At 39.2% G+C, this 24414-nt stretch carries 23 protein-coding genes and 3 tRNA genes; 13 read left to right on the top strand and 13 right to left on the bottom strand.

Annotated elements, in window-relative coordinates:
* Nucleotides 1-42: 42 nt before the first annotated feature.
* Genes trxA through CH364_RS11990 form a run of 3 tightly spaced genes read left to right on the top strand, consistent with a single transcriptional unit; the run spans nucleotide 43 to nucleotide 3708 of the window.
* Complete coding sequence (trxA, locus tag CH364_RS11980; protein ID WP_004786415.1) at nucleotides 43-354, top strand: thioredoxin; 312 nt, start codon at nucleotides 43-45, stop codon at nucleotides 352-354.
* Nucleotides 355-372: 18 nt separating this feature from the next.
* Nucleotides 373-2526, top strand: a complete 2154-nt coding sequence (locus CH364_RS11985) for a cAMP/cGMP-dependent 3',5'-cyclic-AMP/GMP phosphodiesterase (RefSeq protein WP_100744648.1) — start codon at nucleotides 373-375, stop codon at nucleotides 2524-2526.
* 51 nt (nucleotides 2527-2577) lie between these two features.
* Nucleotides 2578-3708: an acyl-CoA dehydrogenase family protein gene (locus tag CH364_RS11990; protein WP_100744647.1), complete on the top strand. Its 1131-nt coding sequence runs from the start codon at nucleotides 2578-2580 to the stop codon at nucleotides 3706-3708.
* A gap of 119 nt (nucleotides 3709-3827) precedes the next feature.
* Here the strand turns inward: CH364_RS11990 and thiC are convergent, their stop codons facing one another.
* The 3 genes from thiC to CH364_RS12005 form a co-directional block, all read right to left on the bottom strand.
* The gene (gene thiC, locus CH364_RS11995; protein ID WP_100744646.1) at nucleotides 3828-5339 is read right to left on the bottom strand and encodes a phosphomethylpyrimidine synthase ThiC; all 1512 of its coding nucleotides are present in this window, start codon (nucleotides 5337-5339) and stop codon (nucleotides 3828-3830) included.
* Nucleotides 5340-5623: 284 nt separating this feature from the next.
* Entirely contained in the window at nucleotides 5624-7141 is a 1518-nt protein-coding gene (locus CH364_RS12000) for a hypothetical protein (RefSeq protein ID WP_100744645.1), read from the bottom strand.
* A gap of 172 nt (nucleotides 7142-7313) precedes the next feature.
* Nucleotides 7314-7685, bottom strand: coding sequence for a PilZ domain-containing protein (locus CH364_RS12005; RefSeq protein WP_100744644.1), 372 nt, complete (start codon nucleotides 7683-7685; stop codon nucleotides 7314-7316).
* Nucleotides 7686-7793: 108 nt separating this feature from the next.
* Here CH364_RS12005 and CH364_RS12010 point away from each other — a divergent pair, with 108 nt between their 5' ends.
* Entirely contained in the window at nucleotides 7794-8951 is a 1158-nt protein-coding gene (locus tag CH364_RS12010; RefSeq protein ID WP_100744643.1) for an Lsa36 family surface (lipo)protein, read from the top strand.
* Between the two features lie 122 nt (nucleotides 8952-9073).
* The gene (locus CH364_RS12015; protein ID WP_100744642.1) at nucleotides 9074-9697 is read left to right on the top strand and encodes a hypothetical protein; all 624 of its coding nucleotides are present in this window, start codon (nucleotides 9074-9076) and stop codon (nucleotides 9695-9697) included.
* Here the strand turns inward: CH364_RS12015 and CH364_RS12020 are convergent.
* The 5 genes from CH364_RS12020 to CH364_RS12040 form a co-directional block, all read right to left on the bottom strand.
* The gene (locus tag CH364_RS12020; protein ID WP_100744641.1) at nucleotides 9694-10977 is read right to left on the bottom strand and encodes an MFS transporter; all 1284 of its coding nucleotides are present in this window, start codon (nucleotides 10975-10977) and stop codon (nucleotides 9694-9696) included. The two genes, CH364_RS12015 and CH364_RS12020, sit on opposite strands and share 4 nt — an antisense overlap.
* Before the next feature lie 87 nt (nucleotides 10978-11064).
* Entirely contained in the window at nucleotides 11065-11430 is a 366-nt protein-coding gene (locus CH364_RS12025) for a phasin-related domain-containing protein (protein ID WP_100744640.1), read from the bottom strand.
* Between the two features lie 131 nt (nucleotides 11431-11561).
* Entirely contained in the window at nucleotides 11562-12137 is a 576-nt protein-coding gene (locus CH364_RS12030; RefSeq protein WP_004786440.1) for a bifunctional nuclease family protein, read from the bottom strand.
* A gap of 26 nt (nucleotides 12138-12163) precedes the next feature.
* A tRNA-Ile gene (locus CH364_RS12035) sits at nucleotides 12164-12237 on the bottom strand.
* Between the two features lie 61 nt (nucleotides 12238-12298).
* Entirely contained in the window at nucleotides 12299-12781 is a 483-nt protein-coding gene (locus CH364_RS12040; protein ID WP_100744824.1) for a hypothetical protein, read from the bottom strand.
* Between the two features lie 4 nt (nucleotides 12782-12785).
* Here CH364_RS12040 and hemW point away from each other — a divergent pair, with 4 nt between their 5' ends.
* From hemW to CH364_RS12060, 4 genes are all read left to right on the top strand, one after another.
* Nucleotides 12786-13958: a radical SAM family heme chaperone HemW gene (hemW, locus tag CH364_RS12045; RefSeq protein WP_100744639.1), complete on the top strand. Its 1173-nt coding sequence runs from the start codon at nucleotides 12786-12788 to the stop codon at nucleotides 13956-13958.
* A gap of 81 nt (nucleotides 13959-14039) precedes the next feature.
* Nucleotides 14040-14113, top strand: a tRNA-Ile gene (locus CH364_RS12050).
* Between the two features lie 9 nt (nucleotides 14114-14122).
* A tRNA-Ala gene (locus CH364_RS12055) sits at nucleotides 14123-14195 on the top strand.
* Nucleotides 14196-14268: 73 nt separating this feature from the next.
* Entirely contained in the window at nucleotides 14269-14700 is a 432-nt protein-coding gene (locus tag CH364_RS12060; RefSeq protein ID WP_100744638.1) for a CBS domain-containing protein, read from the top strand.
* Here CH364_RS12060 and CH364_RS12065 read toward each other — a convergent pair.
* A complete protein-coding gene (locus CH364_RS12065) occupies nucleotides 14697-15455 on the bottom strand; it encodes a ribonuclease H-like domain-containing protein (RefSeq protein WP_100744823.1) in 759 nt (252 codons plus the stop codon). The two genes, CH364_RS12060 and CH364_RS12065, sit on opposite strands and share 4 nt — an antisense overlap.
* Complete coding sequence (locus CH364_RS12070) at nucleotides 15437-16525, bottom strand: pyridoxal phosphate-dependent aminotransferase (RefSeq protein ID WP_100744637.1); 1089 nt, start codon at nucleotides 16523-16525, stop codon at nucleotides 15437-15439. Before CH364_RS12070 ends, CH364_RS12065 begins: the two co-directional genes overlap by 19 nt.
* 46 nt (nucleotides 16526-16571) lie before the next feature.
* On the opposite strand from CH364_RS12070, the gene CH364_RS12075 reads away from it, so the two are divergent.
* The 4 genes from CH364_RS12075 to CH364_RS12090 are packed head-to-tail and all read left to right on the top strand — an operon-like array spanning nucleotide 16572 to nucleotide 21044.
* Nucleotides 16572-18326 (top strand): phospho-sugar mutase, encoded by a 1755-nt coding sequence (locus tag CH364_RS12075; protein WP_100744636.1) that lies wholly within the window; start codon nucleotides 16572-16574, stop codon nucleotides 18324-18326.
* Nucleotides 18323-19540, top strand: coding sequence for an aspartate aminotransferase family protein (locus CH364_RS12080; RefSeq protein WP_100744635.1), 1218 nt, complete (start codon nucleotides 18323-18325; stop codon nucleotides 19538-19540). Before CH364_RS12075 ends, CH364_RS12080 begins: the two co-directional genes overlap by 4 nt.
* Nucleotides 19537-20616: a 3-isopropylmalate dehydrogenase gene (leuB, locus tag CH364_RS12085; RefSeq protein WP_100744634.1), complete on the top strand. Its 1080-nt coding sequence runs from the start codon at nucleotides 19537-19539 to the stop codon at nucleotides 20614-20616. The genes CH364_RS12080 and leuB overlap by 4 nt, the downstream gene beginning before the upstream one ends.
* 17 nt (nucleotides 20617-20633) lie before the next feature.
* A complete protein-coding gene (locus CH364_RS12090; protein WP_004785265.1) occupies nucleotides 20634-21044 on the top strand; it encodes a response regulator in 411 nt (136 codons plus the stop codon).
* On the opposite strand, the gene CH364_RS12095 is transcribed toward CH364_RS12090, so the two are convergent.
* The 3 genes from CH364_RS12095 to CH364_RS12105 are packed head-to-tail and all read right to left on the bottom strand — an operon-like array spanning nucleotide 21025 to nucleotide 24388.
* The gene (locus CH364_RS12095) at nucleotides 21025-21765 is read right to left on the bottom strand and encodes a purine nucleoside phosphorylase YfiH/LACC1 family protein (RefSeq protein ID WP_100744633.1); all 741 of its coding nucleotides are present in this window, start codon (nucleotides 21763-21765) and stop codon (nucleotides 21025-21027) included. The two genes, CH364_RS12090 and CH364_RS12095, sit on opposite strands and share 20 nt — an antisense overlap.
* Nucleotides 21752-23323, bottom strand: a complete 1572-nt coding sequence (locus CH364_RS12100; protein ID WP_100744632.1) for a hypothetical protein — start codon at nucleotides 23321-23323, stop codon at nucleotides 21752-21754. Before CH364_RS12100 ends, CH364_RS12095 begins: the two co-directional genes overlap by 14 nt.
* Before the next feature lie 3 nt (nucleotides 23324-23326).
* Nucleotides 23327-24388, bottom strand: a complete 1062-nt coding sequence (locus CH364_RS12105; RefSeq protein ID WP_243401427.1) for a hypothetical protein — start codon at nucleotides 24386-24388, stop codon at nucleotides 23327-23329.
* Nucleotides 24389-24414 lie beyond the last annotated feature (26 nt).

Raw genomic sequence — 24414 nt, forward strand, 5'->3', positions numbered from 1 at the left:
TTTATAGAAAGGGCAATACTTTTCAAAAGGAGATTTCGAAATATGGCACTAACGGAAGTCACAGACGCCAATTTCAAAGCAGAGACTGCTAAGGGCGTTGTACTCGTGGATTGTTGGGCGGAATGGTGTGGACCATGTCGCATGGTGGCTCCTGTTCTTGATGAATTATCGCAAGAAATGGCTGATATCAAAATTACAAAGCTAAATGTTGATTTCAATCAGAAGACGGCTCAGGAATTGGGAATCCAATCCATCCCTACCCTTCTTCTCTATAAAGACGGAGTTTTAGTGGATAAAGCAATTGGTGCTTTACCAAAACCACAAATTAAAAAATTTATAGAAAATCACAAGTAGGAAATAAATTATCCCCTAATGGTCAGTTCTGAACCGAATGGTTTTACCGCTCTCCCTAGAGGGGGATATTTAGTCGATACATCCGAAGGGTACATCCAAATTGGATCCCCTCCGGAGACAATTAAAGACACCATGGGGTTAGAAAAAAAAACCCCGCTGGTGTTTGTCCTTCCTAATAAATTCTTTCATGTCGAAAAAGGCATCTCCATTGCGGAGTTAGAATTCCCCATTTACTTCAACTTCTTCTTTCGCGGTGGTAAAAAGACTTTTATCGTTTGTTCTGCGGAACAAAAAGAGCAGCTAACCATTGTTCTCGGGGAATCTCTTATGGGACCTCAGGAACTCAACCTAGCATCAGAGTTTATCGATGGAACAGCGAGTTTTGGTTTTCCTGATATCAAGGCCGAAATGGCACATTTTCGTAGTTACAAAACTATGGAAGAAGTGGTGGAGTTTGTTCTCTTTGATGAACACCACAAAGCAAAGTTTGGTAAAATCACCATCGAACAACTTCCCTCCAATGAATTTCTTATTGTCGATGGGGACAAACAAATCAAAACTCCAGGGGAAGTCGACTTTCATGTAAAGTATGATATTGGAAAGAGACTCGAAGAACCTTTCCAACCACCCTTAATTGGAATCACTTGCCTTGGTCCTTCCCATGGGTTTGATCCTACAGACAACACTTCAGGATTTATCATTTGGTTGAATGGACAAGGGATTATGGTAGACCCACCAGTGAATTCCACCGAGTGGTTACGAGAATCCAATGTCAATCCCAAGTTTATCAACTCTATCATTCTCACTCACTGCCACGCTGACCATGATGCGGGAACCTTCCAAAAAATTTTAGAAGAATCCAAAATCACCATCTACGCTACAGCCACGGTGATGGAATCTTTCCTTAAAAAATACTGTAGTTTAACAAAGATTCCGCGCCGCGAAATCACAGACCTATTTGACTTTATTCCTGTAGTGATCGGAAGGCCTACCATCATCAACGGTGGTGAGTTTTATTTTCACTATGCTCTCCATTCCATTCCGTCAGTGGGATTCGAATTTTTTTTCCAAGACCAATCTTTCTATTACACCTCTGACCATTTAAACGATCCTGATGCCTTTGAAGAAATGTATAAAAAAGGTGTGTTTCCGGAATCAAGGTATCAGTTTTTAAAAGACTTTCCTTGGGATCGTAAAATCATTTACCACGAAGCAGGTGTTCCTCCTCTTCATACAAAGATCAGTTATCTTGCTTCCCTTCCAGAAGAAGTACAAAAACGAATTACTGTTTATCATATTGCCGCAAAAGATATGCCAGAAGGGAACCACCTTACACTAGCTAAATTTGGAATTGAAAATACTTTATATCCAGAAATCACTCCACCAAAACACCAAGAGGCTTTCCAACTTTTAGAAATTCTATCGCAGATTGATATCTTCTCTGGATTCCCCATTGAAAAAGCCAAAGAATTTTTACAAATTGTAAAGGAAGAAAAGTTTCGACGCGGCGAACAAATCATCAAAAAAGGAACTCATGGGGATAGGTTTTTTATCATTGCCTCAGGGAATGTTCGGTTTGAAGGACTTTCGGGAGACCCAACAGCCGTTAAACGGTATGGAACCTATGAATACTTTGGGGAAGCATCTTTAATTTTAGATACGGCCCGCCAAGCGGATGTGTATGCAGAAACCGATGTCCTCGCTCTCACCATTGAAAAAACCAGATTCTTTCAGTTCATCCGCGGATCCAAACTCCACGAAAACCTAACCAAACTGAATAGCATCCGGGAAACCAATACTTGGAAAACCCTCACAGAGTCCCAAACGTTCCGGGGTCTTACCAGTTACCAAGTCACTCAACTCGAACTCATCTTAAAACTGGAAACGGTAAAAAAGGAAGCGGCCCTAATTGAAGAAGGACAAACCTTTCACAATGCCTTTATCGTCAGGTCGGGAACGGTTGTGGTCATGCAAAACCACAAAACCATCCGGGAGCTGGGTGCTGGGGACTTTGTTGGGGAAATCTATTCTCTCACCAAAAACCTTCCTTCTAATTTCAGCTTTGTGGCTTGGCCGGGTACAGAACTCTACGTCCTTTCCGAAGAAGACGCCATCCAATACATCAAGAAAAATCCGGGTGTTTACATGAAGCTGAACACTGTTTATAATTGACCTCAATTCGCCATTTTTGTAGCATTTCCATATCAAGGAGTCACAAATCATATGGAGCGTATCCTCCCCTTTACTGAAGAACACCATCAATTCCGCGAGATGGCTCGGAAATTTTTTGAAACAGAAGTAAAACCACACCACGAAGAATGGGAAAAAAACCATATCGTACCCAAAGAAGTTTGGAGAAAGGCGGGCGAAAACGGCCTACTCTGTCCCGATGTTCCACAAGAATACGGTGGCTCTGGGGCCGACTTTCTTTATAACATCATCATCATCGAAGAATCTTCTCGTGTGGGAAATAGTGGATTTTTTATCTCCCTTCATAACGATGTGATCGCTCCTTATATCTCTGCTTTTGCAAGTGATGAACAAAAGAAACGTTGGCTTCCGAAATGTGCAACAGGTGAATCCATCCTTGCAGTGGCGATGACAGAACCAGGAGCTGGGTCTGATTTAAAATCACTTCGCACAAGCGCGGTCGATAAAGGTGACCACTTTGTGGTGAATGGACAAAAAACTTTTATCTCCAACGGACAATTGGCGGATCTTATCATTACTGCGGTCAAACACGACAATGGAACCATTTCTCTTGTGATGATTGAAGAAGGAATGAAAGGATTTGAAAGAGGTCGTAACTTAGATAAAATCGGACTCAAAGCCCAAGATACTTCGGAATTGTATTTTAACGATGTGATTGTTCCTAAATCAAACCTCATCGGTAAACAAGGACAAGGTTTCCGTTACTTAATGCAAAAACTTGCACAAGAGCGACTTGTACTTTCAGTTGCCGCTGTGGAAGCAACTCGCCTGGTGCAAAAAATCACTCTCCAATACATCAAAGAAAGAAAAGCCTTTGGTCAAAAGATTGGATCTTTTCAAAATACAAAGTTCAAAATGGCGGAAATGGCAACCGAACTAGAAATGGCACAAGTGTTCTGCGACAAAGTTGTGATGGAACATATGAAAGGTGAAAACACCACTGCCGAAGCATCTATGTGTAAATGGTATACAACTGAGATGCAAAAACGCCATACAGACGAATGTTTACAATTCTTTGGTGGATACGGTTATATGATGGAATATCCAATTGCAAGAGCATACCTCGATGCAAGGATCCAAACCATTTATGCAGGAACCACCGAGATTATGAAAGAAATCATTGGACGTAGTTTGGGACTATAGTCTCAACACATCCAAAATTTCCTATAATCAAAACACAAACGACAAAAGTCTTTTAGAGAACCCGGTGCAGAATGCCCGGGTTTTTTGATTTTACAGTGTGTTTTTGACCGAAATCCAATCTATCCTTTCGAATCTAACACTCCCACTTCTTCTGCCGTTTCCTTTCGCAAATCCGTTGTAAGGCGCATAGAACAAAAATGCGGGCCACACATAGAACAAAAATGTGCCTTTTTCATTCCATCTTGTGGAAGGGATTCATCATGGTAGGACCTTGCCAGTTCCGGATCAAGGGAAAGTGCAAATTGGTCTTCCCATCGAAATTCAAACCGAGCTTTGCTTAACAAATCATCTCTTTCTTTGGCTCCAGGATGACCTTTGGCAAGATCGGCCGCATGGGCTGCAATTTTATAAGCAATTACCCCGTCCTTTACATCTTGTTTGTTCGGAAGGCCCAAATGTTCTTTTGGCGTCACATAACAAAGCATTGCCGTTCCATACCATGCAATCATTGCTGCTCCGATGGCTGAAGTGATATGGTCATAACCTGGTGCTATGTCTGTCACAAGTGGCCCGAGTGTATAAAACGGAGCTTCCATACAAATCTCTTCTTGGAGACGCACATTTTCCTGAATCAGATGCATGGGAACGTGCCCCGGACCTTCTACCATTACTTGCACATCATCGGCCCAGGCACGTTTTGTGAGTTCCCCCAAAGTTTTGAGTTCGGCAAATTGTGCTTCATCGTTGGCATCATTGATACAACCTGGCCGGAGGCCATCACCAAGTGAATATGAGACTCCATATTTTTGCATGACTTTTGAGATTGCATCAAAATGTTCATAAAGAAAATTTTCCTTTTTATGGTGGTTACACCATTTAGCAAGAATAGACCCTCCTCTAGATACAATCCCGGTGATTCTTTTGTCTGTTAGGTGGATATAATCCCGAAGAACTCCCGCATGGATTGTAAAATAATCCACACCTTGTTCTGCCTGTTCTTCCAAAGTTTCTAAAAATACATCTATGTTCAGATCTTCTACCTTTCCTTTTACCTTTTCCAAAGTTTGGTAAAGAGGAACGGTTCCAATTGGGACTGGAGAGTTTCTGATGATCCATTCTCTGGTTTCATGGATATTTTTTCCCGTGGAAAGATCCATCACAGTGTCAGCACCCCAATGTAAAGACCATCTCAGTTTTTCCACTTCATCATCAATGGAAGAAAGAATGGCGGAGTTTCCAATATTAGCATTAATTTTTACCAAAAACTTTTTACCAATGATCATCGGTTCGAGTTCCGTATGACGTTTGTTTGATGGAATGATGGCCCTGCCAATTTTTACTTCGTTCAAAACAAATTCTGGTGCCATCCCTTCTCTTTTTGCTACATACATCATTTCTTCTGTGATGATGTCTCTTTTGGCATAATACAATTGGGAAAAATTTTTATCCCCTCTAGTTTCCCGAGATTGAATCCAGGGTTCTCGTAGTTTTGGGATTCCTTTTTTATAATCGTATTCATTCTCATGGATACAAAACATACCTTCCGTTCGATAGGACTGAAACTTGGTTTGATTAGAAAGTGTAATGGTTGTTTCTGGAATGGTGATGGGATGGGTGGAGTTTGTTTCCATAGTCAGTTTTCCTTAACCGGATCTGATCATGAAATGCACTAAAAAAAGAAAAAGAATGATTCGAATCTAAAACCTTGCTGTGTATCACACGAAACAAACATTTTAGGACTTTTCACGTTTCCCTTCGCAAGCATTACCAGGATCAGGTTCAAAAAGGGTATTTCTCAGCCATCCCCGCCCACCAAATGTTTGATGGACAAAGGAAATAGCACCCCTAACGGTTATCTCTCAAATGAGGATAAAAGTTTTTTTTGGCAAGTCAATATTCTAGGATCCATAGGAAATCAAACAGGTTTCGTTTTATTCATTCGCGGAAGGTATTTAGCTTTCATTTGGGTGTATTTGACCTTCGATAAGATATTTTTTTCCCAATCAGTAGGAAATTCATCACCAATAAAAAACCGAAACATTCGTTGAAAAATAGAAACTTGTTTCCAATAAACTTTATTTTTTGCAACTTTATACGAAGTTTTAAACTTTCGATTGGTTAAAAAACTTTTTTTCACCTCTGGATATTTCTCCATTAACACTTCAAATATATAAAGTGTATGATCCCCTTCATAATATTGTTCGATAATTTTATCTAATACAATCATTACGGAATCTATATCTTTCGAAAGAAAAACCCAATAAAATGTTGAATTAAAATAATACTCACAATGCATCACATCATCTGTATTTTTCAGGGCTTCAATGACTCGATCCCTTCCTGAATACAATGTTTGACCAATTAACAAAAATCGGCTGATAAAATTATCACCCATTTTCATCATAGTATATAGAATATCAAAATGTTGTTTGGCTTCCCTTTCCGCTTTTTCTTCAGACATTTTTTCAGCTTTCGAACAAAGTAAATGGTAAACTTTAACAAACTCCAGAGTAGGAGTTGTTTCTTTAGAAAGAATGGAATCAATTGTTTCAGCAAATTCAATTTGAGGTAAGTAAGTTTTACTTCTTAATTCATCAAACTTTGTCTCAGAAATTTTGGTTTTCATTAATTCGTATGCTTCTTTTAAACTTGGCTCTAATTCTAAAAGTTTGGGAACAATCATTTGTTCAAAAAAAGGAGAATACTCTTCTTCTCTTTGAATTGGTTCTGTTGTATCAAAATATATCCAACCCACAGAAGGTATAAAATAATAAATTTCAGAATTAAGAAACCCTTGTTCCAGATAGTCGACCAATTCCTCTTTAAATTCTAACTGAATGCCAAACGGAGTTTCAAATTCCTCCAATAAATTACGTATGATTGAATTTGGTTTTAAATTTAACAATTCAAATGGAATTTGAAAAAAATCGGATATTTCCCATTTATAATTATCTACTAAAAAGTTTTGAAGATTAACAAAGGATCTTGCAGCAATTGCATTGAAGGCCAGTGCATACTTTTCTTCGGACCGATCGCCGGAATAAGAAACAATTGCCAATTCCACTTGGATTGGTCCTATCATTGAGGAAAAAGATGGAATTAGATTTGCAGTTTCCACCTCCTCGACTCTGGTTAAATAAAAAATTGGCATCGCCAAATGGTTGTCTAATAAATTCTGGATGAGCGAAACCATAGGCTTTCCATAAACTTTTAATTCATTTTCTTTAATTGTATCTACATTTAACTGGAAGGCAAAATAACTTTGATTTAAGTCAGGTACACAAAGTTTTCTCAATGTAGAAAGAACTTTGGATGCTTGGTCGGTAATCATCAATTCTCGTTTATGAGAATCTTCTAAGGCTTGTAAAAAAATCGGTGCGTATATTTTGAGTTGGTCTAACCTAGAAACACCTGATAGTCGAAACATTGCCATACAACAACCTCCAAACATTAATATATGCTAACATTTGGAATTGAATGTAAACTACTATTATTAGAATAATTCTAACAACTACTAAGGAAGGGCTTATAGAGAAAAAAAGAAAACTTTGATTTCTCTATAATTACATAAAATTGGTAAAGAGATAATCTAAAACTAAATTGGTTTATTTCACTTCGCGACCTTGCCTGATCATTCGGTTCACGTAAACTTGTAAGTCCTGTTTTCCCTTGGTAGAAATTTCTGTAAACTGCACCCCGTAGAGCCCAGTTTCTTTGGATTTTTTGCCAATTTGCTTGATCACGCCGCGAGCCAAAAAGTCTTCTAAATCACCAGGAAGAGCCACAAGAATTTCGACTGTTTCGTCCATATCCCATTCATCAAAATGATTGGGTGCAATGACCCCTACCCCTCCCATACTTATGTCACTTGCTTTTAGGACATCCAGGAGGGCCGTCCCCATCAGATGGATTTCAACTGGTTCTTTTTCTAGTGGTTGTACTCGGACATATTTCCGTTTTTCTTGGATGGGTGCCATCCTTCTATTTTATCTGCAATTTCTTGCCTGTAAACCAGGAAATAGAATGCCTTCCATTTGTTAAGAAAGCATAGACCAATCTCCGATATTTGGTATACTAGGGGCGACATGAAATTCCGTATTGGGTTCTTATTTATCACCATTGGTTTTGGGCTCATTCCAAACGGTTCCATCCAAGCAAAAGTGACTTGTACAGGTGATGCCTGTACCATTTTGCCAGCTACGATCCAATCACAAATCAATAGTTTAGACACTGCTTTACAACTCCAATACACAGACAAAGTTCTCTCTTCCATGTCAGAGGCAGCTGTCATTTCCAATATCAACTCTTCTCTTATGGGCCCAGGAATTGTGAACCGATTCCAAGTGGGAGCGGGACTCACAGTTGCTGGCCAACAAAAAGAAGACATCAACGTTGCTTACCAAAGTTTAAGTTTTCAAAAATTACCCAATGTCGGTGCCTCTCTTGCACCTAATTTTGTTGTGGCGGTAAACTTGGGATGGCTTATGGGAGGAGGACCTTCTGATACAGAACCAGAACTAAAAACCTTTCTACATAGATTCAATTTGTACCTTCATGGTTTTAAATTCAACTTCGCTCAAGGTGATGTCCAAAAGGCAGTGGAGGCGCAAAGTAAAAACGTGCAACTTGGTGGAGACATTACCACTGGTGGGTTTACTTTGCGTTTCCATATCATTGAAAATTATTCTGATGGAATTGGACTTTTTGAATTTTCGGGAATTTCGATGGGACTTGGACTCCACTACCAAAAACAAGAAATTGATGTTACCTATAATGATAAAAAAACACAGACCATCACCTTAGGTCCTGCCATTGGAACTTGGGGCGGCTCCACTACTTTTAATTACTCAAGTACGGTCACAAGTGTTCCCATCGACATTCGTACCGGTTTTCGTATGTTTTACTTTTTTACTATCTTCGCAGGTGCTGGGGCTTCAATGAACTTTGGAAGCTCAAGCCTCAACTTATCTCGCTCCGGTCCCTTAACTTTGGCATTGGATTCTTCTGCCATTTCTGCATCTCTTTCTCCTGAAATCGCCGCACTCATCCCAGCATCGGCACTTGGACAAACCAAAACAGGTACACTTACCATGGACTTAAGTGGAAAAGCCCAAGCACCGAACACAACAAACTTCCTTATCGCTGGAATTGAAATCAATGCGCTCATCGCCAAACTCACTATGGAGGCAATTGTAGCTCAAAATGTCCAATCAGTGATGGTGGGTGCAAAATTTTCCTTTTAAATAAGTTTTGGCATCCTTTTTGCAATTTCATTGAGGAACGGCTTTTTTAGAACCGGTTCGGGTCTTCCTGATCACCGTTTGTTTACGTTCTAAGCAAAATGCCGATTTTAAGGGAGAGTTCTATGGCACAAACTATGCAAGAAATCAAAAAACCCATCCTACATGTGTCCTGTGTTCCCAGAAAAGATACAACCCTACTGAAAATTTCTCTTTCCCAAGATGATTTAGGAATCCTTTACCGGGTCACTTCCGTTCTCTATAACCATAGGTGGGATATTTTAGAGGCAGTTGCTGAAACCGCAAGTGATGGACATGTCCAAGATCTATTTGTCATTCGCAGTTGGGACGGAGGAGAAATGACAGAGGAACTTTTGTCTCAAATCCGAACTGACCTCTACGCTCTTTTTTATGAGGGAAAAACGGTAGCCATGTATTTACGTGAAAATGCAAAAGAAGAAGTTCTTGTTCGTAAAATTGGTGATTCTGAAGCGACTCTCAAACTTTACAATCCTATCTCTTCTGATTTTACAGTTATGGATTTACGAATGAAAGACACTCCGGGAATTTTATTTCAGATTACGGAATCTCTCTTTCATTTAGGAATTGATATCATTAGTTTTACCGCCAATAGTTTTGACGGCAAAATCAGAGATAGTTTTCTACTCCGCACATCCCTTACCGGGGAAAAGTTAGATGAGAAACTGATGTTTCCCATGCTTCGTGCAAAATTAGAATCCTTTCTTTAGTAGGCTGTTTTTTCTTTTTGCGTATACAGTAATAATCCGAATCCAATAAGAAGGACAAAGGATACAAAGAAGGCCAAACTAGGTCCTTTTTGAAAGTATAACAAAGAAAATACGACAGGAGATACGGCTCTTCCGAGGGAACCAAAACTTCGAAAGAGTCCGAGTGACCTTCCCAAATCTCCCCTCCCACTTTCAAGCGAAGCAAAGGAAGAAAGCCCAGGGTTCACGAGTGCACTTCCAAAAGCCAAAAAAAATAAGGAAATGAATAATCCTGTAAAACTAGTTCCAAACGAAACAAGTAAACCCATCCCGATCACAACGAATACTGCTCCATAAAGAGAAATTCGTTTTTCAGAAATTTTTCCAGAAAGTCTTCGCACAACACCACCTTGCACGAGTATAATGATGATTCCGATATATAAAAAAGTGAATCCAATTTCTTTGGGAGAAAACTGAAAAGTATCGGAGAGAAAAAAATTCACAACAAATTCAAATCCAGAAAAACTAAGCACAAAAAGTAAATTAAGAAGAGAAATACGTACTAAATTCCGGGACTCGATTTTTTTCAAAGAAAGGAATGGATGGATTTCTTTTTCAGGAACCACCTCTGGTTTGTTATGTGGCAAAAACACAAAAACTAAAATGACTGTGAGAAGCGAAGCCAAAATCGCAAATAAGGCAGAAGCGGGAAACACAACCATCGATCCTTCTTTGTAAAAGGAATCCAAAAATGTCCATTGGGAACTAATTCCTCCAAGGAGAGGACCCATGACAAATCCAAGTCCAATTCCTGCTCCCAAAAAACCCATTCCGGCTGCTCTTGATTTTTCATCAGTTTGATCAGCCATGGCAGCGGAGGCCACAGATAGATTGCCACCCATCATTCCCGTGATGACACGGCTTAGGACAAACATCCAGAACTGCGAAGAAAACAACCAAAGTAAATATCCAACAGTATTACCGAGAGTGGTAAACAGTAAAATCGCCCGTCTTCCAGAATGGTCAGAAAATCTTCCCCAAACAGGGGCCGCAATAAACTGTAAAAAGCTATAGATACTTCCCAAAATTCCACCAAACAATACAAAGGTGTATTTTGTATCCCCACCAAAAGACAAAAGGTTTGCTGCCGAATAGAACATTCTGAACAAAACATCGTCACCCTTTAATAAGAAGAATTCTAAGGTTTTGGGGAACAAAGGAAACAGGAGGGAAAAACCCATCATGTCCGTAAAAACAATCAGGAAAAGTATGAATTTGATTCGTTTTGGGGACGTACTCATCTAGACTAATCTCCAAGCACAAATAAAAAAAGCCACAGAAAACTCTGTGGCCTTTTCTTAAATTTCACAAACTAAAAATTAAAAAAACTATTTCGATTTTGCTTTTTCGATCAAAACTTTTAGTTCATCTAACGTTTGTTTCAACTTTTCTTTCACTTGAGGAGGAATTGCCGTATCAATTTGTTGATAAATTGATTGGTAATTTGCCTGAAGTTTTGTTAGCACTTCGTCGTAACTTGCGTTTGTTTTTCCAATCGCACCTTGTGCATCTGCAATTGTTTTGCTTAAGAGGTCACGAATCTTTTGGGATTCAGCCGATTTATCCAATTCCCCTTTTGACTTTAGATCATTATAAACTTTTTCTAAATCGACAACTGCAGTTTTTAACTTTTCTTCTCCTGAACGAAAGAGAGCAATTCCAGCATTGACAACATCCATAACCAATTTTTCCATACAACTTTCCTATCGAAGGGCGAATGCACCTATTTTTGGATTCTAAGTCTAGGAAGGTTGAGATGGGATTACAATTAAAAAATTCGAATGTACGGATTTTCTATGTGACATAGTAAAGAAGAAAGACTCTCTCAACTATTTTCGATAAGCTTTTTGATTTGGTCTCGGATTTTTGCTGCGGTTTCGTAATCTTCAGTTTTTAAAGCATTTTCCAATGTTTCTTCTAGAATTTGAAGGTTTGATTTTGGCAATGCTTGGATTTTTTTCTCAGAGGAAATACTCTCGCCTTGGATTTCATCTTCTTTCATGATGATCCCAGTTTCATCTAACACTGATTTAGCGATATAAATAGGGGCATTAGCACGCAAAGCCAGGGCAATGGAATCGGAGGGCCGTGCATCCAAAGTAATGATTTCCTCGTCTTTCCGAAGTTGGATTTTGGCATAAAAGGTACTATCGATGATTTCTTCGATGGTGATTTTAAGAACTGTGGCTCCAAGAGAAGTTAACATGTACAACATAAGATCATGTGTCATGGGTCTTGGGGGTTTGGTTCCATCGATGACCGTAGTGATGGAGTGGGTTTCCAGTGGACCAATGAAAATCGGAACCACACGTTTGTCTTCCGAATCTTTTGGTCTCAGGAAAACAGCAAAGCCAACATTGGTCAGGCTGATATCAGAGATTTTTACTTCATAAAACTCCATAGAATATCGTTACCTTTCCTGTTTTGTGGGCCCAGAAGGGCTCGAACCTTCGACCCGCAGATTATGAGTCTGCTGCTCTAACCAACTGAGCTATAGGCCCCACTGACTTCCAATCTTTCGGGGAAATAAGTAGAGACAAGCATAAAACAAAAGATTAGACCTTAAAGCGGAAGAAACAGGTTGGATTCAAAGAATTCGGTTAGGTCTTTGCGATCCGTCTTCCATTGGATCCAGATCCACAATCCAGGTTTTGTATCCAGACCAATCCAAACTTGGTTACGAAGGGCATTTTGGTTTCGAATTTGGTCCGCCTGGAATATTTGAAAGTTTCGGGTCCCAACTTTTTTTTGGATTTCTTTGGGTTCGATTCCCCGACTAAAAACGGAATCTCTCCAAAGGAATTGATCCATCAATGGTTCGTGCCAAGGTAGAGTCCGCACCACCATAAAAAATCCATCTCGTTTTGCCGGGTAAACGGTGAGTTTTTTATTCATCGTCATCTCTGATTTTACCACTACAGATTCAGGAAAAACAAAAGAAAAAGATTCCCAAACAAAGTTTTGATTTGGTTCTACAACTGTCTGTGAAAGGATAGATGAGGTAACGATTCCTAAAAAAATAAAAATCGATACAATTCCTTTCATACTCATGGAAATATTAGAGAAACAGTCCATCTGGCAAGTCCGAAATTCTTATTTGGGAGTCTATGTCCACTACCCCTACTGCTTTAAAAAATGCGATTATTGTGATTTTTATTCAGAAGGAATTGGAGCAGCACCAGCTAACGATGAAAAGTCGCTTTTTCAGTCTTACCAAAAAGAAATTTTAGATAGGGTAAATCATTTTCCTGAAATAAAAACCCGCAATATTGATACTGTATTTTTTGGTGGAGGTACTCCTTCCAAGGCTTCCGCAAAACACTGGAAAGAACTTTTAGATTTTTTAAGATCCGAGTTTTCTTTTTCGGAGAATCCAGAGATTTCTATCGAAGTCAATCCCGAAGATTTGAGTTCTGACCTACTTGCCGAATACAATTCCATTGGCATCAACCGAGTGAATGTGGGAGTCCAAACCTTAGAGAAAAAAGGACTCGAATTCTTAGGACGTCATTATGATGAAGATCGTTACCATGCTCTTGTGGATGTGCTTACCAAATCTCCGATCAAACGTGTGGGAATTGATTTGATGTATGGAATTCCTGGTGTTTCGAAAGAATCATTTTTCACTGATTTATCTCTTTTTCTAAAGGCCGGCCTTCCGCATTTGAGTTTGTATTCTTTAACTTTAGAAAAAGGAACCCAGTATTCTCGCGATGTAACCGATCACAAAAAAACAGAACCGGAAGAAAACCTACAATCCGAAATCCTCATCCAATTGCCAAAGATCTTAAAAGACCATGGATACCTTTGGTATGAAGTCTCCAATTATGCAAAACCGGGATTTGAATCCTTACATAATTTGAAATATTGGACTTATGAACCTTATTTAGGCATTGGTCCTGGAGCGCATGGAATGATTGCAGGACACAGGTATGGCAATCCAAGAAACGCTTCACTCTATCAGAAAAAAGAAACATCTACCAAATACGAAACAATTGATCCTTCTACAGAACTAAGTCTCACACTATTTCGATTGTTTTCTCCCTTTCGGTATTTAGATTTTATTGATACGTATTTGGATGAAAAATCCAAATCCAAATATTTAAAAACCATTGAGGGTTGGGAAAAAAAAGGATTCTGTTCCACCCGCAATGGAATTTTCCAATGGCAACTACAGGCATTACTCTTGTTAGATGACCTAATCTTAGAAATTTCACTCTGATTTTTTCTAGTTTTCTTTCTTAAAATAATCTTAAAAAAAGATTGCCCATAGACCCCTCTCGAAAAATACTGTTCGTATCCCGGGCCTGTAGCTCAGTTGGTTAGAGCACTCGCTTGATAAGCGAGGGGTCACAAGTTCAAATCTTGTCAGGCCCATTATGATACGGGGCGTTAGCTCAGCTGGGAGAGCATCTGATTTGCATTCAGAAGGTCATCGGTTCGATCCCGATACGCTCCAAAAACCCGTTTCACAATCCTCTCTGTTTAAAAAATTCTTGCTATCTCACTTTCATTCCTATAAATCTTGAGGCATGTCCGTAAAAGATATTCTAAAAGACAAAGCGTCCTCTGTTCTTTCCATCGAAGAAGATAGAAATGTATTGGAAGCCACCCAGATGATGGTGGGTGCAAAAGTAGGATCTCTCATTGTGACCTTCCAGGGAAAACTGGTGGGAATCTTTACGGAACGAGATCTCATGCGAGTGGTCGCCAAAGACCATGCCAACCTAGACAAAATCAAACTAAAAGATGTAATGACCACTCAACTCACAGTGGCAGGCCCCGAAGAAGACGTGGATGATATCTTAAACAATATGATCACCAAAAGATTTCGCCATATGCCAGTTCTTGACGGGGATAAAATCATTGGTCTTATCTCCATTGGAGATGCAGTCAAAACCAAACTGACAAGAACCCAAGCGGAGATGAGTATACTCAGAGAGTATATGTACGGGCCGCACTAAAACAAACGGTTTTCTGTTAGCCGATCGATTGTTTTTTCCAAAACAATTTCTAAATTTTTAGTATCTTCTCTGTTGTAAGCGATTAGTTTTTCTAAAGCTTCTTTGTTATTAGTCCTTTGGTATTCAAACCAAAGTAGTGGTGCTTGCCTTCCATCCATTCCTGCTATCTCTTCGGGTCGAACAAGACCCAGTAACACTTCGGATTTTTTAAGACCACCTTTGACTCCTATCGAATGCAAAAGATTCATCAAATCCAGTTGCGGATTTTTGACTCGATAACGAAATTCCCTTTCTAAAAAGGGAACATCAAACCTTTTCCCATTGTAAGTCACAAGGATGTCTTCAGGAGAAATAGAATCAAAAAGAAATTCTAAATCTTTTCCTCTTTCAAAAGTTAACATCCGTTTGTCTTGGTAGAGACTCACAACTGTAGTGACTGAGGATTCCGAAATTCCTGTGGTTTCAATGTCTAAAAAACAAAATCGTTCGGGGAAGTTCTGCCATAACCTCCAGTATTCAAGGCTTGGAAGTTCTGTAGTAAAAAAACTAAAATTGGCTTCAGAGAGTTCGTGTTCTAATTCTTCGAGGCGTTCCTCTAAAATGGAAACAGAAGGAAGGAGAGGATCATTTTTTTGTTTTTGGTATTGGAGGAGAGATACCCAATCATAAACACCAACACCAAACAGTTGTTTTTCTTTTTTTTCACCAATTCCTGGAAACAGTTGGAGGCTAGACTTTAAATGAGATCCGTACATTCTTTCCATCGCTTTAGGCCTTCTGCCATTCGCTCTTCCGTTTCCCCAAATCCTATGCGAAGGAAACCTTCTACTTCAAAATTAGATCCTGGAAGAACAAAAACACCCGTTTTTTCAAAAAGTCTGTCGGCATATACTTCGGAAGATATTCCTGATTCTAATTTCAGCCAGCCCACAAGTCCCCCTTTCGGTACAGTAAAGTCTTTGGTCTGGGGAAGTTCCTTCCAAAGCGAAGTAAACTTTGCGATATTGTTTCGCACCCGGGACTGGATGTCCGGCAAAAACGATTCTTTATTTTCCAAAAGTCCAAGGGCAATTTTTTCGGAAATGGGAGAAACAGTATGAGTTAAGTAGTCTTTAAAAGAACGGGCCCTTGCTATAAAAGATTCCTCTGCAATTAGCCATCCTACCCTAAGCCCTGTGACTCCAAAACATTTCGTAAAAGAACCAGTTCCATAAAAAGAATGGTTTGTATCCACACCCGTCCTTCCCATAAATCCGACACCTGGTAAAAACCGGTAGTGTTCATCAAATAGAACTTGTTTCTTTTTTTCGCGAAACCAACCGAGAAGACTTTCCCATTCGGAATCAGGAAAAGTTTTTCCTGTAGGATTGTGGGGATGGTTTAAGATATAAAGATCGGCATCAATTTCTTTCCAAGTAGAAGATTGGAATGCGACTTCATGTGGCACTTGGATGATTGTGGCTCCTAACATTTTGGGAATTTCATACAATGCTTGGAAGGCAGGCCAAATGAGAGCCACCTTGGTTTTGGGTTTTACCATGAGATGAAATGCCAAGTACAAGGCCTCACCAGTTCCCGTAGTGACAAGGACTTGGTTTGGCGAAACACCAGGATACAAATTGGCAATTGCCTTACGTAATTCCAGGGAACCTTGGTTCGGTGCATCATTCATAGGAATGTCCGAAAGTTCCGAGACAGAAACATTTGCCATCCTTAGCACTTCTTCTAAACGAAAAAAACCAAGCCCACTCTCCCCTAAATTGCAAAATGCCTTTAGGCGGAAACGTTCCAATCGGTCTTCTATGAAAAATTCTCTAGGTTCCAAAATTGATTTCCAGACTACTTAGCTTCAAAAGATTAGTATGTAAGCTATGTTGAAACCAGAAGACAATATCCTATCTTGGACGAAATCACCTTTTTCATCGGAAATCCAGAATGAAGCCAAAAAGGCTCTCGAAGATTGGAAGGCGGGGATCCGTTCGGAACTCGTCGATGCCTACGCAAGTCCACTCACTTTCGGAACGGGGGGAATTCGGGGAAAAATTGGAAATGGAATCGGCAAGATGAACCTCTATACGGTGGGTCGTGCTGCTCTTGGTTTTATCAGTTATTTAAGAGATACAAAAAAAGATGCCTCCATCGTCATCGCTTATGATTCAAGAAGGCTCTCTAAAGAATTTGCAGAACTCTCTGCGGGTATTGCCGCCAAACTAGGAGTAAAGGTTTATATTTTTCCTAAGGTTACTCCTACCCCACTTTTATCTTATGCCATCCGTTATTACAAAGCAAGTGGTGGGATTGTCATCACAGCATCTCACAATCCACCTGAGTATAATGGATTCAAAGCTTACCTTGCAGACGGAGGGCAACTGGTTCCTCCAGATGACTCACTTATCATTGGAAGGATTAGTGGGATCAGTGACTGGTCGACTATTCCTCTTGTCAAAAAAACAGACAAAGAATATAAAAAATTCGTAAAATCTGTAGGACCAGTAGTTTTCAAAACCTATTTAAAGGATTTAAAACAAGCAGGGATCCTTTCCTCAGTAAAACCAAAAACAAGAAATGATTTAGGAATCGTATACTCTCCGTTACATGGAACGGGTGGCGATTATATGAAAGAAATGTTAAATTTCTTTGGGTATAAATCGGTTTTCCTTGTTCCTGAACAAAAAAAACCGGACGGGGAATTTCCAACTGTAAAATACCCAAATCCAGAAGAAAAAGAAGCTCTCGCCTTATGTGAGTTTCACGCCAAAAAGAAAAAAGCAGCCACCTTCATTGCCACAGATCCAGATGCTGATAGACTGGGTGTAGGAGTTCGTCGTCCTGATGGGGAATACGAATACCTCAATGGAAACCAAATTGGTTCCATCATGGCAGCTTACCTTTCCGAAAGGAAAAAATCTAAAACCAAAGTCTATCATTTGGTAAAAACCATTGTGACAACTGACTTACAAGAAGCGATTGCGAAAAAAAACGGAATCAAAATCAAAAACGTACTCACGGGATTCAAATACATCGCAGAAGAGATGAAACAAATTGAATCAAAGAAAAATAATGTCTTCTTGTTTGGTGGTGAGGAATCTTACGGATACTTACCCGTACCCTTTGTTCGGGACAAAGACTCTTTATCCAGTGCTTTACTCTTTGTAGAAATCCTTGCTGAAAAAGGAGATCTCCTTTCCTACCTCAATGCGATTTATTTAAAATATGGATTGTACCGTGAAAGTTTGTATTCATTGACATTGGAAGGAAGTTCTGGCCAAGACAAAATTAAAAAATCCATCGAAACACTTAGGTCAGAAAACTTAATTGGGAAAACCATTGGTGGTAGAAAGGTTGTGGGAGTTTTAGATTACGAAACACAAAAAGCTGATGGAAAAGCCAAAACTTCTGCGTTCAAAGGAATGCCAAAATCCAATGTCATCCAAGTGGAACTGGAAGGAAATGCTAAACTCACCATTCGGCCTTCTGGAACAGAACCAAAGGTAAAAGTTTACTCTTCCTTCGCTTCCTTAAAAAAACCAAAAAAACAATCAGAGATTTCCAGTTTATGGGAGTCTCTCGGGAAAGAAATTTCCCTAGCAGAAACAGAATTTTTACAACTGGCAGGTCTAAAATGAGTAACAATACCAAAACTAAATTCGAAGAAATCAAAAAACTTTCTGACAAGTATCTCCTAAACACATACAACCGTTATCCGGTTGCTTTTGAATATGGCGTAGGAGAGATGATCTTCGACCAAGATAACAAAGGTTATATTGATTTTCTTGCAGGAATCGCTGTTTCCAATTTAGGCCACGGGGAAGCGGACCTAATTGAAGCCATGCGAAACCAAATGGACAAAATCCTCCATTCATCTAACCTCTATTATTCGGAAGAACAAGCAAAACTTGCCGAGGTCATCATCGAAAACAGCATTCCTGGAAAAGTGTTTTTATGTAATTCAGGAACTGAGGCAAACGAAGCCGCTTTTAAACTCATGCGTAGACATGGGGTGAAAAAAAATATCGATAAACCTGTGATCCTTGCCCTCCACTCTAGTTTTCATGGCAGAACTCTTTCTGCAATGACCATGACTGGAAACGAAGCTGTTCGTTCTGGATTTGGGGATTTGGCTTCAGATGTATACTTTGTAGAAGCCAATAACGAAGACTCGCTCATCCAAGCATTTGACCAATACGGCGAGTCCATAGCCGGAATCATTATGGAACTCATCATAGGTGAAGGTGGAGTCATTCCGCTTAGCCAATCGTTTGTAAACTTAGCTCGTAAACTCACAGAAGAAACAAATTCTCTACTTGTTTTTGATGAAATCCAAACGGGAATGGGTAGAACAGGAAAGATGTTTTGTTTTGAACATTACGGAATGTATCCAGATGCTTTTACTCTTGCCAAAGCACTTGGTTCCGGATTTCCCATTGGCGCTCTTGTCGTTGCGAAAGAATACGAAGGAGTTTTAGAACGAGGGATGCATGGTTCTACATTTGGCGGAAACCATTTGGCCTGTGTTGCTGCATTCGAAACATTCAAAATCATTTTATCACGTAACTTACTCGATCATGTCTCGACCATCTCAGAACAAATGTTTGCACGTTTGAAAACCATGATGGAATCAACTGGAAAAATCAAACAAGTCAGGGGACGTGGATTACACATCGGTGTGGAATTGTATTCCGAATCGAGACCTGTTGTGGAAGAATGTTTGAAACGAGGCCTTGTTGTGAATAGCACAGCAGGAAATGTTATTAGAATTATTCCTCCTCTCATCTTAAGCATCGAAAAAGCAACAGAAGGATTGGATATTTTAGAATCAGTATTAAAGGATATGAAATGAAAAAAGTAGCAGTACTTGCCGGTGACGGAATTGGACCAGAAGTAATGGATGTGGCCCTTTCTGTGGTCAAAAAAGCATTAGGAAACAAATCTTCCGAATTTACCTTCGAACATGCATTAGTTGGTGGTGCAGCCATTGATGCGACAGGATTTCCACTTCCTGAGGAAACTCTAAGACTATGTGAATCATCCAGTGCCATCTTTTTTGGTTCTGTCGGCGGACCAAAGTGGGAAACTCTTCCTCCAGAAAGACAACCGGAACGCGGTGCCCTCCTCCCACTTCGAAAACATTTTGATTTATTTGCTAACCTTCGTCCTGCGATCATCTACCCAGAATTAAAAAAAGCAAGTCCCATCCGTGGTGACATCATCGGTGATGGACTCGATATTTTAATCCTTAGGGAATTAACATCCGGAATTTATTTTGGAAAACCAAAAGGTAGAGAAGGCAGTGGACCTGAAGAATTTGCTTTCGACACCATGCGGTATTCTCGTCGCGAAATTGAAAGAATTGCACGCACAGCCTTTGATGCCGCGAGAAAACGAAACAAAAAAGTAACAAGTATTGATAAAGCAAATGTTCTCACCACATCCGTGTTGTGGAGAGAAGTGGTTGTAGCACTACATAAAGCAGAATACTCTGATTGCACTTTAGAACATCTCTATGTGGACAATGCTGCCATGCAGCTCATTGTAAAACCAAAACAATTTGATGTGATGCTCTGCGAAAATATGTTCGGTGATATTTTGTCAGACGAAGCATCCATCATTACTGGTTCCATAGGGATGTTACCTTCAGCTTCCCTTTCTGAATCAGGATTTGGACTCTACGAACCTTCCGGTGGATCCGCTCCAGACATTGCAGGAAAAGGGATTGCAAACCCCATCGCACAAATCCTATCAGGGGCACTCATGTTACGATACTCTTTTGGATTGGAAACAGAAGCAGTGGCAATTGAAAATGCCATTCGAACGGTTCTAAAGCAGGGATTTCGCACAAGAGATATCGCCGAAGAAGGCACATCTGTCCTCGGTACGAAAGAAATTGGTGTTGAAATCGAAAAGGCACTTGGATAAACTACGGAAGAACTATTATGCAAACAGGCATCGGACCGACAGGCAGACCTTACCAAATTCTCATTGCTGAGAATTCCAAATTCCAATCCAAACAACTCCAACAAATTTTGGAATCGGAAGGTTTCAAAATCATTGGAGTTGCCGAAACGGGAAAAGAACTTTTGCAAATGTACAAAGACAATCGCCAACAGATTGATCTTGTGACCATTGAGATTTTTCTTCCCGAGGTCGATGGTTATGCAGCTTTCTGGGATATGAAAGAAATGGGTGTTCTTCCTAGGATTCTGTTTATTTCCGAAGAAAACACACCTTCGGTCATCAAGGCACTTCTCGAAAACGGGGCAATGGATTATATTGTCAAACCGATCAAACGAGAAAAAATCCTAGAGAAAATCAAAGAAACTCTTCTTAAGATTCCCAAAGTATAAAATTTATATTCCTGCCTTCTTCTTTGGCTCTGTGGCTAAAGTAAAGAGGGCTCTGGAAAACATTCGTCCGCAAATTCTGTATCCCACCGATTTTATGAAAACGTCCTTTCACTCCGGCTTCAATCGCAAGTCCCACATCCAGTAAAAACTTTCCCTTTCCTTTCGCATGACAAACTTCCCTTCCTAATGGCATAAAAAAATGGGCAACATCCTCTTCAACTTCATAATCGGCACCTTGGATATAAGGCCCAATTTCTAAATAAAGTTCCTCTTCCTTCAAACCTAATTGCATGGCCTTCTCAATCATTCGTTCTGTAATGCCTAAACTAGATCCCTTCCAACCAGAATGGACTATGGCAACAAACGGTCGTTTGTTTGAATATAAGTAAACGGGAACACAGTCTGCTGTGCGAACTACAAGAATGGAATTCGGCAATTCCGTATACAACCCATCTCCCTCCCAATCCAATTCTGAATTTGTGCTAACCGGTCCTGGTAACACTTGGTGGAGGAGATCTCCGTGCACTTGGTTGAGTGTGAAAACGTTTGGTAGTGGAGAATCAAATTTTTCTTTCACCCAAACTTCCGTATATTCTTTCCAGGTTGTTGGATTTTTGGGATAAGAAGGAAATAATTTCTTCAAACCGTCTAAACTTTGTTTGCCGGCAGTACCAAACCGGATCTTTCCATATGAAAGGGAGATTTTTTTATTGAATTCCATTGGTCTCGACAAATGATCTCGGTTGTGTTTTGTCCCAATGATTCTCAAACATAAATCGATATAAATCAGAACAATTCCAATCACTACGTATACAAAGAGAATTCATTTTGGCAGGATCGTAGGATAAAAGATAAAACTTAATTGGTATAGACCTCCAAGTGTATTGTATATGCGGCAAATTTGTTCCATGAAGTCGATTGTCGAGTAAGATCTCAATTTTACGGTCGAGTAAATCTTTTAATTCTAATTCGCTTTCATGACCGATTCTTCCCCTTACGGCAATTTTCTTTTTGGCAAATTCTCTATCCGTCAAACCGGATTCCGCTTCAAATGCAAAGGAAGGTCTTAAATAAAAAATAAAATGAGCTTGGGCACCAAAAAAGGCAACACGAAAATCAGAAAGCGCCTTATTGTCATAACCAGAGGTGTTAATCAAGTGATCTTCATAAAACATTCGTTCTTCGACGATTCCATGCCAATCAGGAATCCTTGATCCTTTAATTTTTAAAGGATCCGTATACACAGCAGTGGATAAAATAAAAAGAAAAGCCACAAGGATTTGGTTTTTGGAATAAATAGATAGAAAGGAGGTTTTTTTTTTGGACTCAATTTGAGAATCCAAATCCCAATCATGAATTTGATGGAATGCCAAATAAGATATGTATGGTAAAATAGGAATCCAGAACCGAATCCCCATAAAATCCCCGCCAACATACAAAACATAAAATATGTATAAAAGAACTGAAGAAATGAGGAATCGATTTTTCTTTTGGTATTTCAATCGTTTGAAGGTTTGCACACCGAAAAGAACTAAGACAAAAAGGTAAAGAGGATAAGACTTTAAAAAATAAAAAAGATAATAGATCCCTTGCGAAAAGTAAGCTCCTTTATTTCCTTTTGCATAAAACGTATTTGGAAGGAGATCTCCATAATAAAAATACCGGAAACCTAAAAAACCAAGAAACAAAACACCGAATAATACCGGTATCCAACTTCTTTTTCGAAACATCCAATCAAGAGAAGCAATGAATAAAAAAAGTGCTCCTTCCGGACGAACTAGCGCAGCTAGTAAAAACAACAAAAAAAGTAAATTACTTTCTTTTTCCCATAAGAGGAGTCCAAAACAAACTAAAAAAGTAAAAAGGGAAGTTTCTAAACCTGACGTAGCAAAGATATGGAGGTGAAAGAATAAAGCCAAATGCACTAAAAGAAGAGGATAAATTTTACCAAAGGAAATTCGATTTTCCTCATAGAAAAAAACAATAAGCACCATCAAGTAAAAGAAACTACCCAAAACTAGAGAGAACCATTGTGGTTCTAATTTTAAAAAATAACCCATGGAAAGTAAAAGAGTCCAAAGGAAATTTGTATAACCTTCAACTCTTTCACCTAAATTGAAAACGAAACCTGAACCTTCGAATAAATTTCTAGCATAAACAAAACTAATATATGCATCATCGCAGATCCACTTCCACTTATAGGTTTGGTAAATGGCAAAGGAAAAAAAAATAACTGTTAATATATAAAAAGAAAGTAAGTTTCGTTTAAAAAATAACATGGATTAGTCCAGTTCAAAAGATTTGATAAATTCTTCAATGATTTGAATGTGATCCATCTCTGGGGTCGGATTTTCTTCGGAAGGTTCATACAAATAATCATCAAAGACGTGAAAATCAAAAATTTTTAATTCAAAGTCTGGTAAGGTGATGATGATGTTTTCAGCATGAATATCAAAAATCAATTTCTCTTCTTCTGCTAAAAATTTGGTCACTTCTATCACGCGATTAAAATCTACTGCAATTTTTTTTAGTTTTGCTTTTGAAATTACTCCAAAACGATGAGAGTCAAAATTCAATTTCCATTTCGGAAACAGTTTGTCCATAATTGGATTTTGGTCCAATTTTTCGTTTCGTATGGTGAATTCTTTTAGATGTTTTCCGGCAAGTAACGGTTGTTGATCACAAGGTGTGAGAGTGACATTGGGAATTCCAAAAGGATTGTTTCTGACTCGCATCCCCATAAAAAAACGTGTGGGAACCACTAGGTCAGGAATGAGAGACTTTAATTTCCAATAATGTAATCTCTCCAATCCCAAACGTTTGAATTTAAAATCAATTTCATCTTTTTTAGAATCACGGATTGTTTTGGCTTTTAAAAAATCCCTAAGTTCAATTTCCTCGGGTTTCAAAAAACGAGCAAGATCTCTCCCTACTTCTTTGAAAAGGGATCCAAATATTGCATCAGATGGTAACTTTGATTTTCCAATTTTCACCACTTGGTTCCAAGGAAGTTTATATACAAACTTATAAGAACCACGACCAATGTAGCCATCTTTTGACAATGGCATAAAGTTATCCAAAAATTCACGGTCATACCGGTATGTGATTCGAAAAACATGCGATACAGGAAAAAGTTTTTCATACAAATTACGAAAGAAACCGGACTTTCGTAAAACTTCATCTACAGGAAGGTCTTCAATGGGGATGGGGATTTCTTTTTTATCTGGATCGACAAACAACTCTTTGTCGAGACCTTTCTCAAGTAACTCCAAAAACTGAGGAATTTTTCCCCAGTTTGGATATTGGTTCCAGAGTTGTGTGATCCGATCGCGAATCCCTTTGATCGGGCCTTTTTTTTCAGACACGATTA

Source organism: Leptospira harrisiae, assembly GCF_002811945.1.
Taxonomy (GTDB): Bacteria; Spirochaetota; Leptospiria; order Leptospirales; family Leptospiraceae; genus Leptospira_A; species Leptospira_A harrisiae.

Excerpts from the sequence above, each read along its gene's own strand:
- trxA (WP_004786415.1), top strand. The coding sequence starts at position 43 with ATGGCACTAACGGAAGTCACAGACGCCAATTTCAAAGCAGAGACTGCT.
- CH364_RS11985 (WP_100744648.1), top strand. The coding sequence starts at position 373 with ATGGTCAGTTCTGAACCGAATGGTTTTACCGCTCTCCCTAGAGGGGGA.
- CH364_RS11990 (WP_100744647.1), top strand. The coding sequence starts at position 2,578 with ATGGAGCGTATCCTCCCCTTTACTGAAGAACACCATCAATTCCGCGAG.
- thiC (WP_100744646.1), bottom strand. The coding sequence starts at position 5,339 with ATGGAAACAAACTCCACCCATCCCATCACCATTCCAGAAACAACCATT.
- CH364_RS12000 (WP_100744645.1), bottom strand. The coding sequence starts at position 7,141 with ATGGCAATGTTTCGACTATCAGGTGTTTCTAGGTTAGACCAACTCAAA.
- CH364_RS12005 (WP_100744644.1), bottom strand. The coding sequence starts at position 7,685 with ATGGCACCCATCCAAGAAAAACGGAAATATGTCCGAGTACAACCACTA.
- CH364_RS12010 (WP_100744643.1), top strand. The coding sequence starts at position 7,794 with ATGAAATTCCGTATTGGGTTCTTATTTATCACCATTGGTTTTGGGCTC.
- CH364_RS12015 (WP_100744642.1), top strand. The coding sequence starts at position 9,074 with ATGGCACAAACTATGCAAGAAATCAAAAAACCCATCCTACATGTGTCC.
- CH364_RS12020 (WP_100744641.1), bottom strand. The coding sequence starts at position 10,977 with ATGAGTACGTCCCCAAAACGAATCAAATTCATACTTTTCCTGATTGTT.
- CH364_RS12025 (WP_100744640.1), bottom strand. The coding sequence starts at position 11,430 with ATGGAAAAATTGGTTATGGATGTTGTCAATGCTGGAATTGCTCTCTTT.
- CH364_RS12030 (WP_004786440.1), bottom strand. The coding sequence starts at position 12,137 with ATGGAGTTTTATGAAGTAAAAATCTCTGATATCAGCCTGACCAATGTT.
- CH364_RS12040 (WP_100744824.1), bottom strand. The coding sequence starts at position 12,781 with ATGAAAGGAATTGTATCGATTTTTATTTTTTTAGGAATCGTTACCTCA.
- hemW (WP_100744639.1), top strand. The coding sequence starts at position 12,786 with ATGGAAATATTAGAGAAACAGTCCATCTGGCAAGTCCGAAATTCTTAT.
- CH364_RS12060 (WP_100744638.1), top strand. The coding sequence starts at position 14,269 with ATGTCCGTAAAAGATATTCTAAAAGACAAAGCGTCCTCTGTTCTTTCC.
- CH364_RS12065 (WP_100744823.1), bottom strand. The coding sequence starts at position 15,455 with ATGTACGGATCTCATTTAAAGTCTAGCCTCCAACTGTTTCCAGGAATT.
- CH364_RS12075 (WP_100744636.1), top strand. The coding sequence starts at position 16,572 with ATGTTGAAACCAGAAGACAATATCCTATCTTGGACGAAATCACCTTTT.
- CH364_RS12080 (WP_100744635.1), top strand. The coding sequence starts at position 18,323 with ATGAGTAACAATACCAAAACTAAATTCGAAGAAATCAAAAAACTTTCT.
- leuB (WP_100744634.1), top strand. The coding sequence starts at position 19,537 with ATGAAAAAAGTAGCAGTACTTGCCGGTGACGGAATTGGACCAGAAGTA.
- CH364_RS12090 (WP_004785265.1), top strand. The coding sequence starts at position 20,634 with ATGCAAACAGGCATCGGACCGACAGGCAGACCTTACCAAATTCTCATT.
- CH364_RS12095 (WP_100744633.1), bottom strand. The coding sequence starts at position 21,765 with ATGGAATTCAATAAAAAAATCTCCCTTTCATATGGAAAGATCCGGTTT.
- CH364_RS12100 (WP_100744632.1), bottom strand. The coding sequence starts at position 23,323 with ATGTTATTTTTTAAACGAAACTTACTTTCTTTTTATATATTAACAGTT.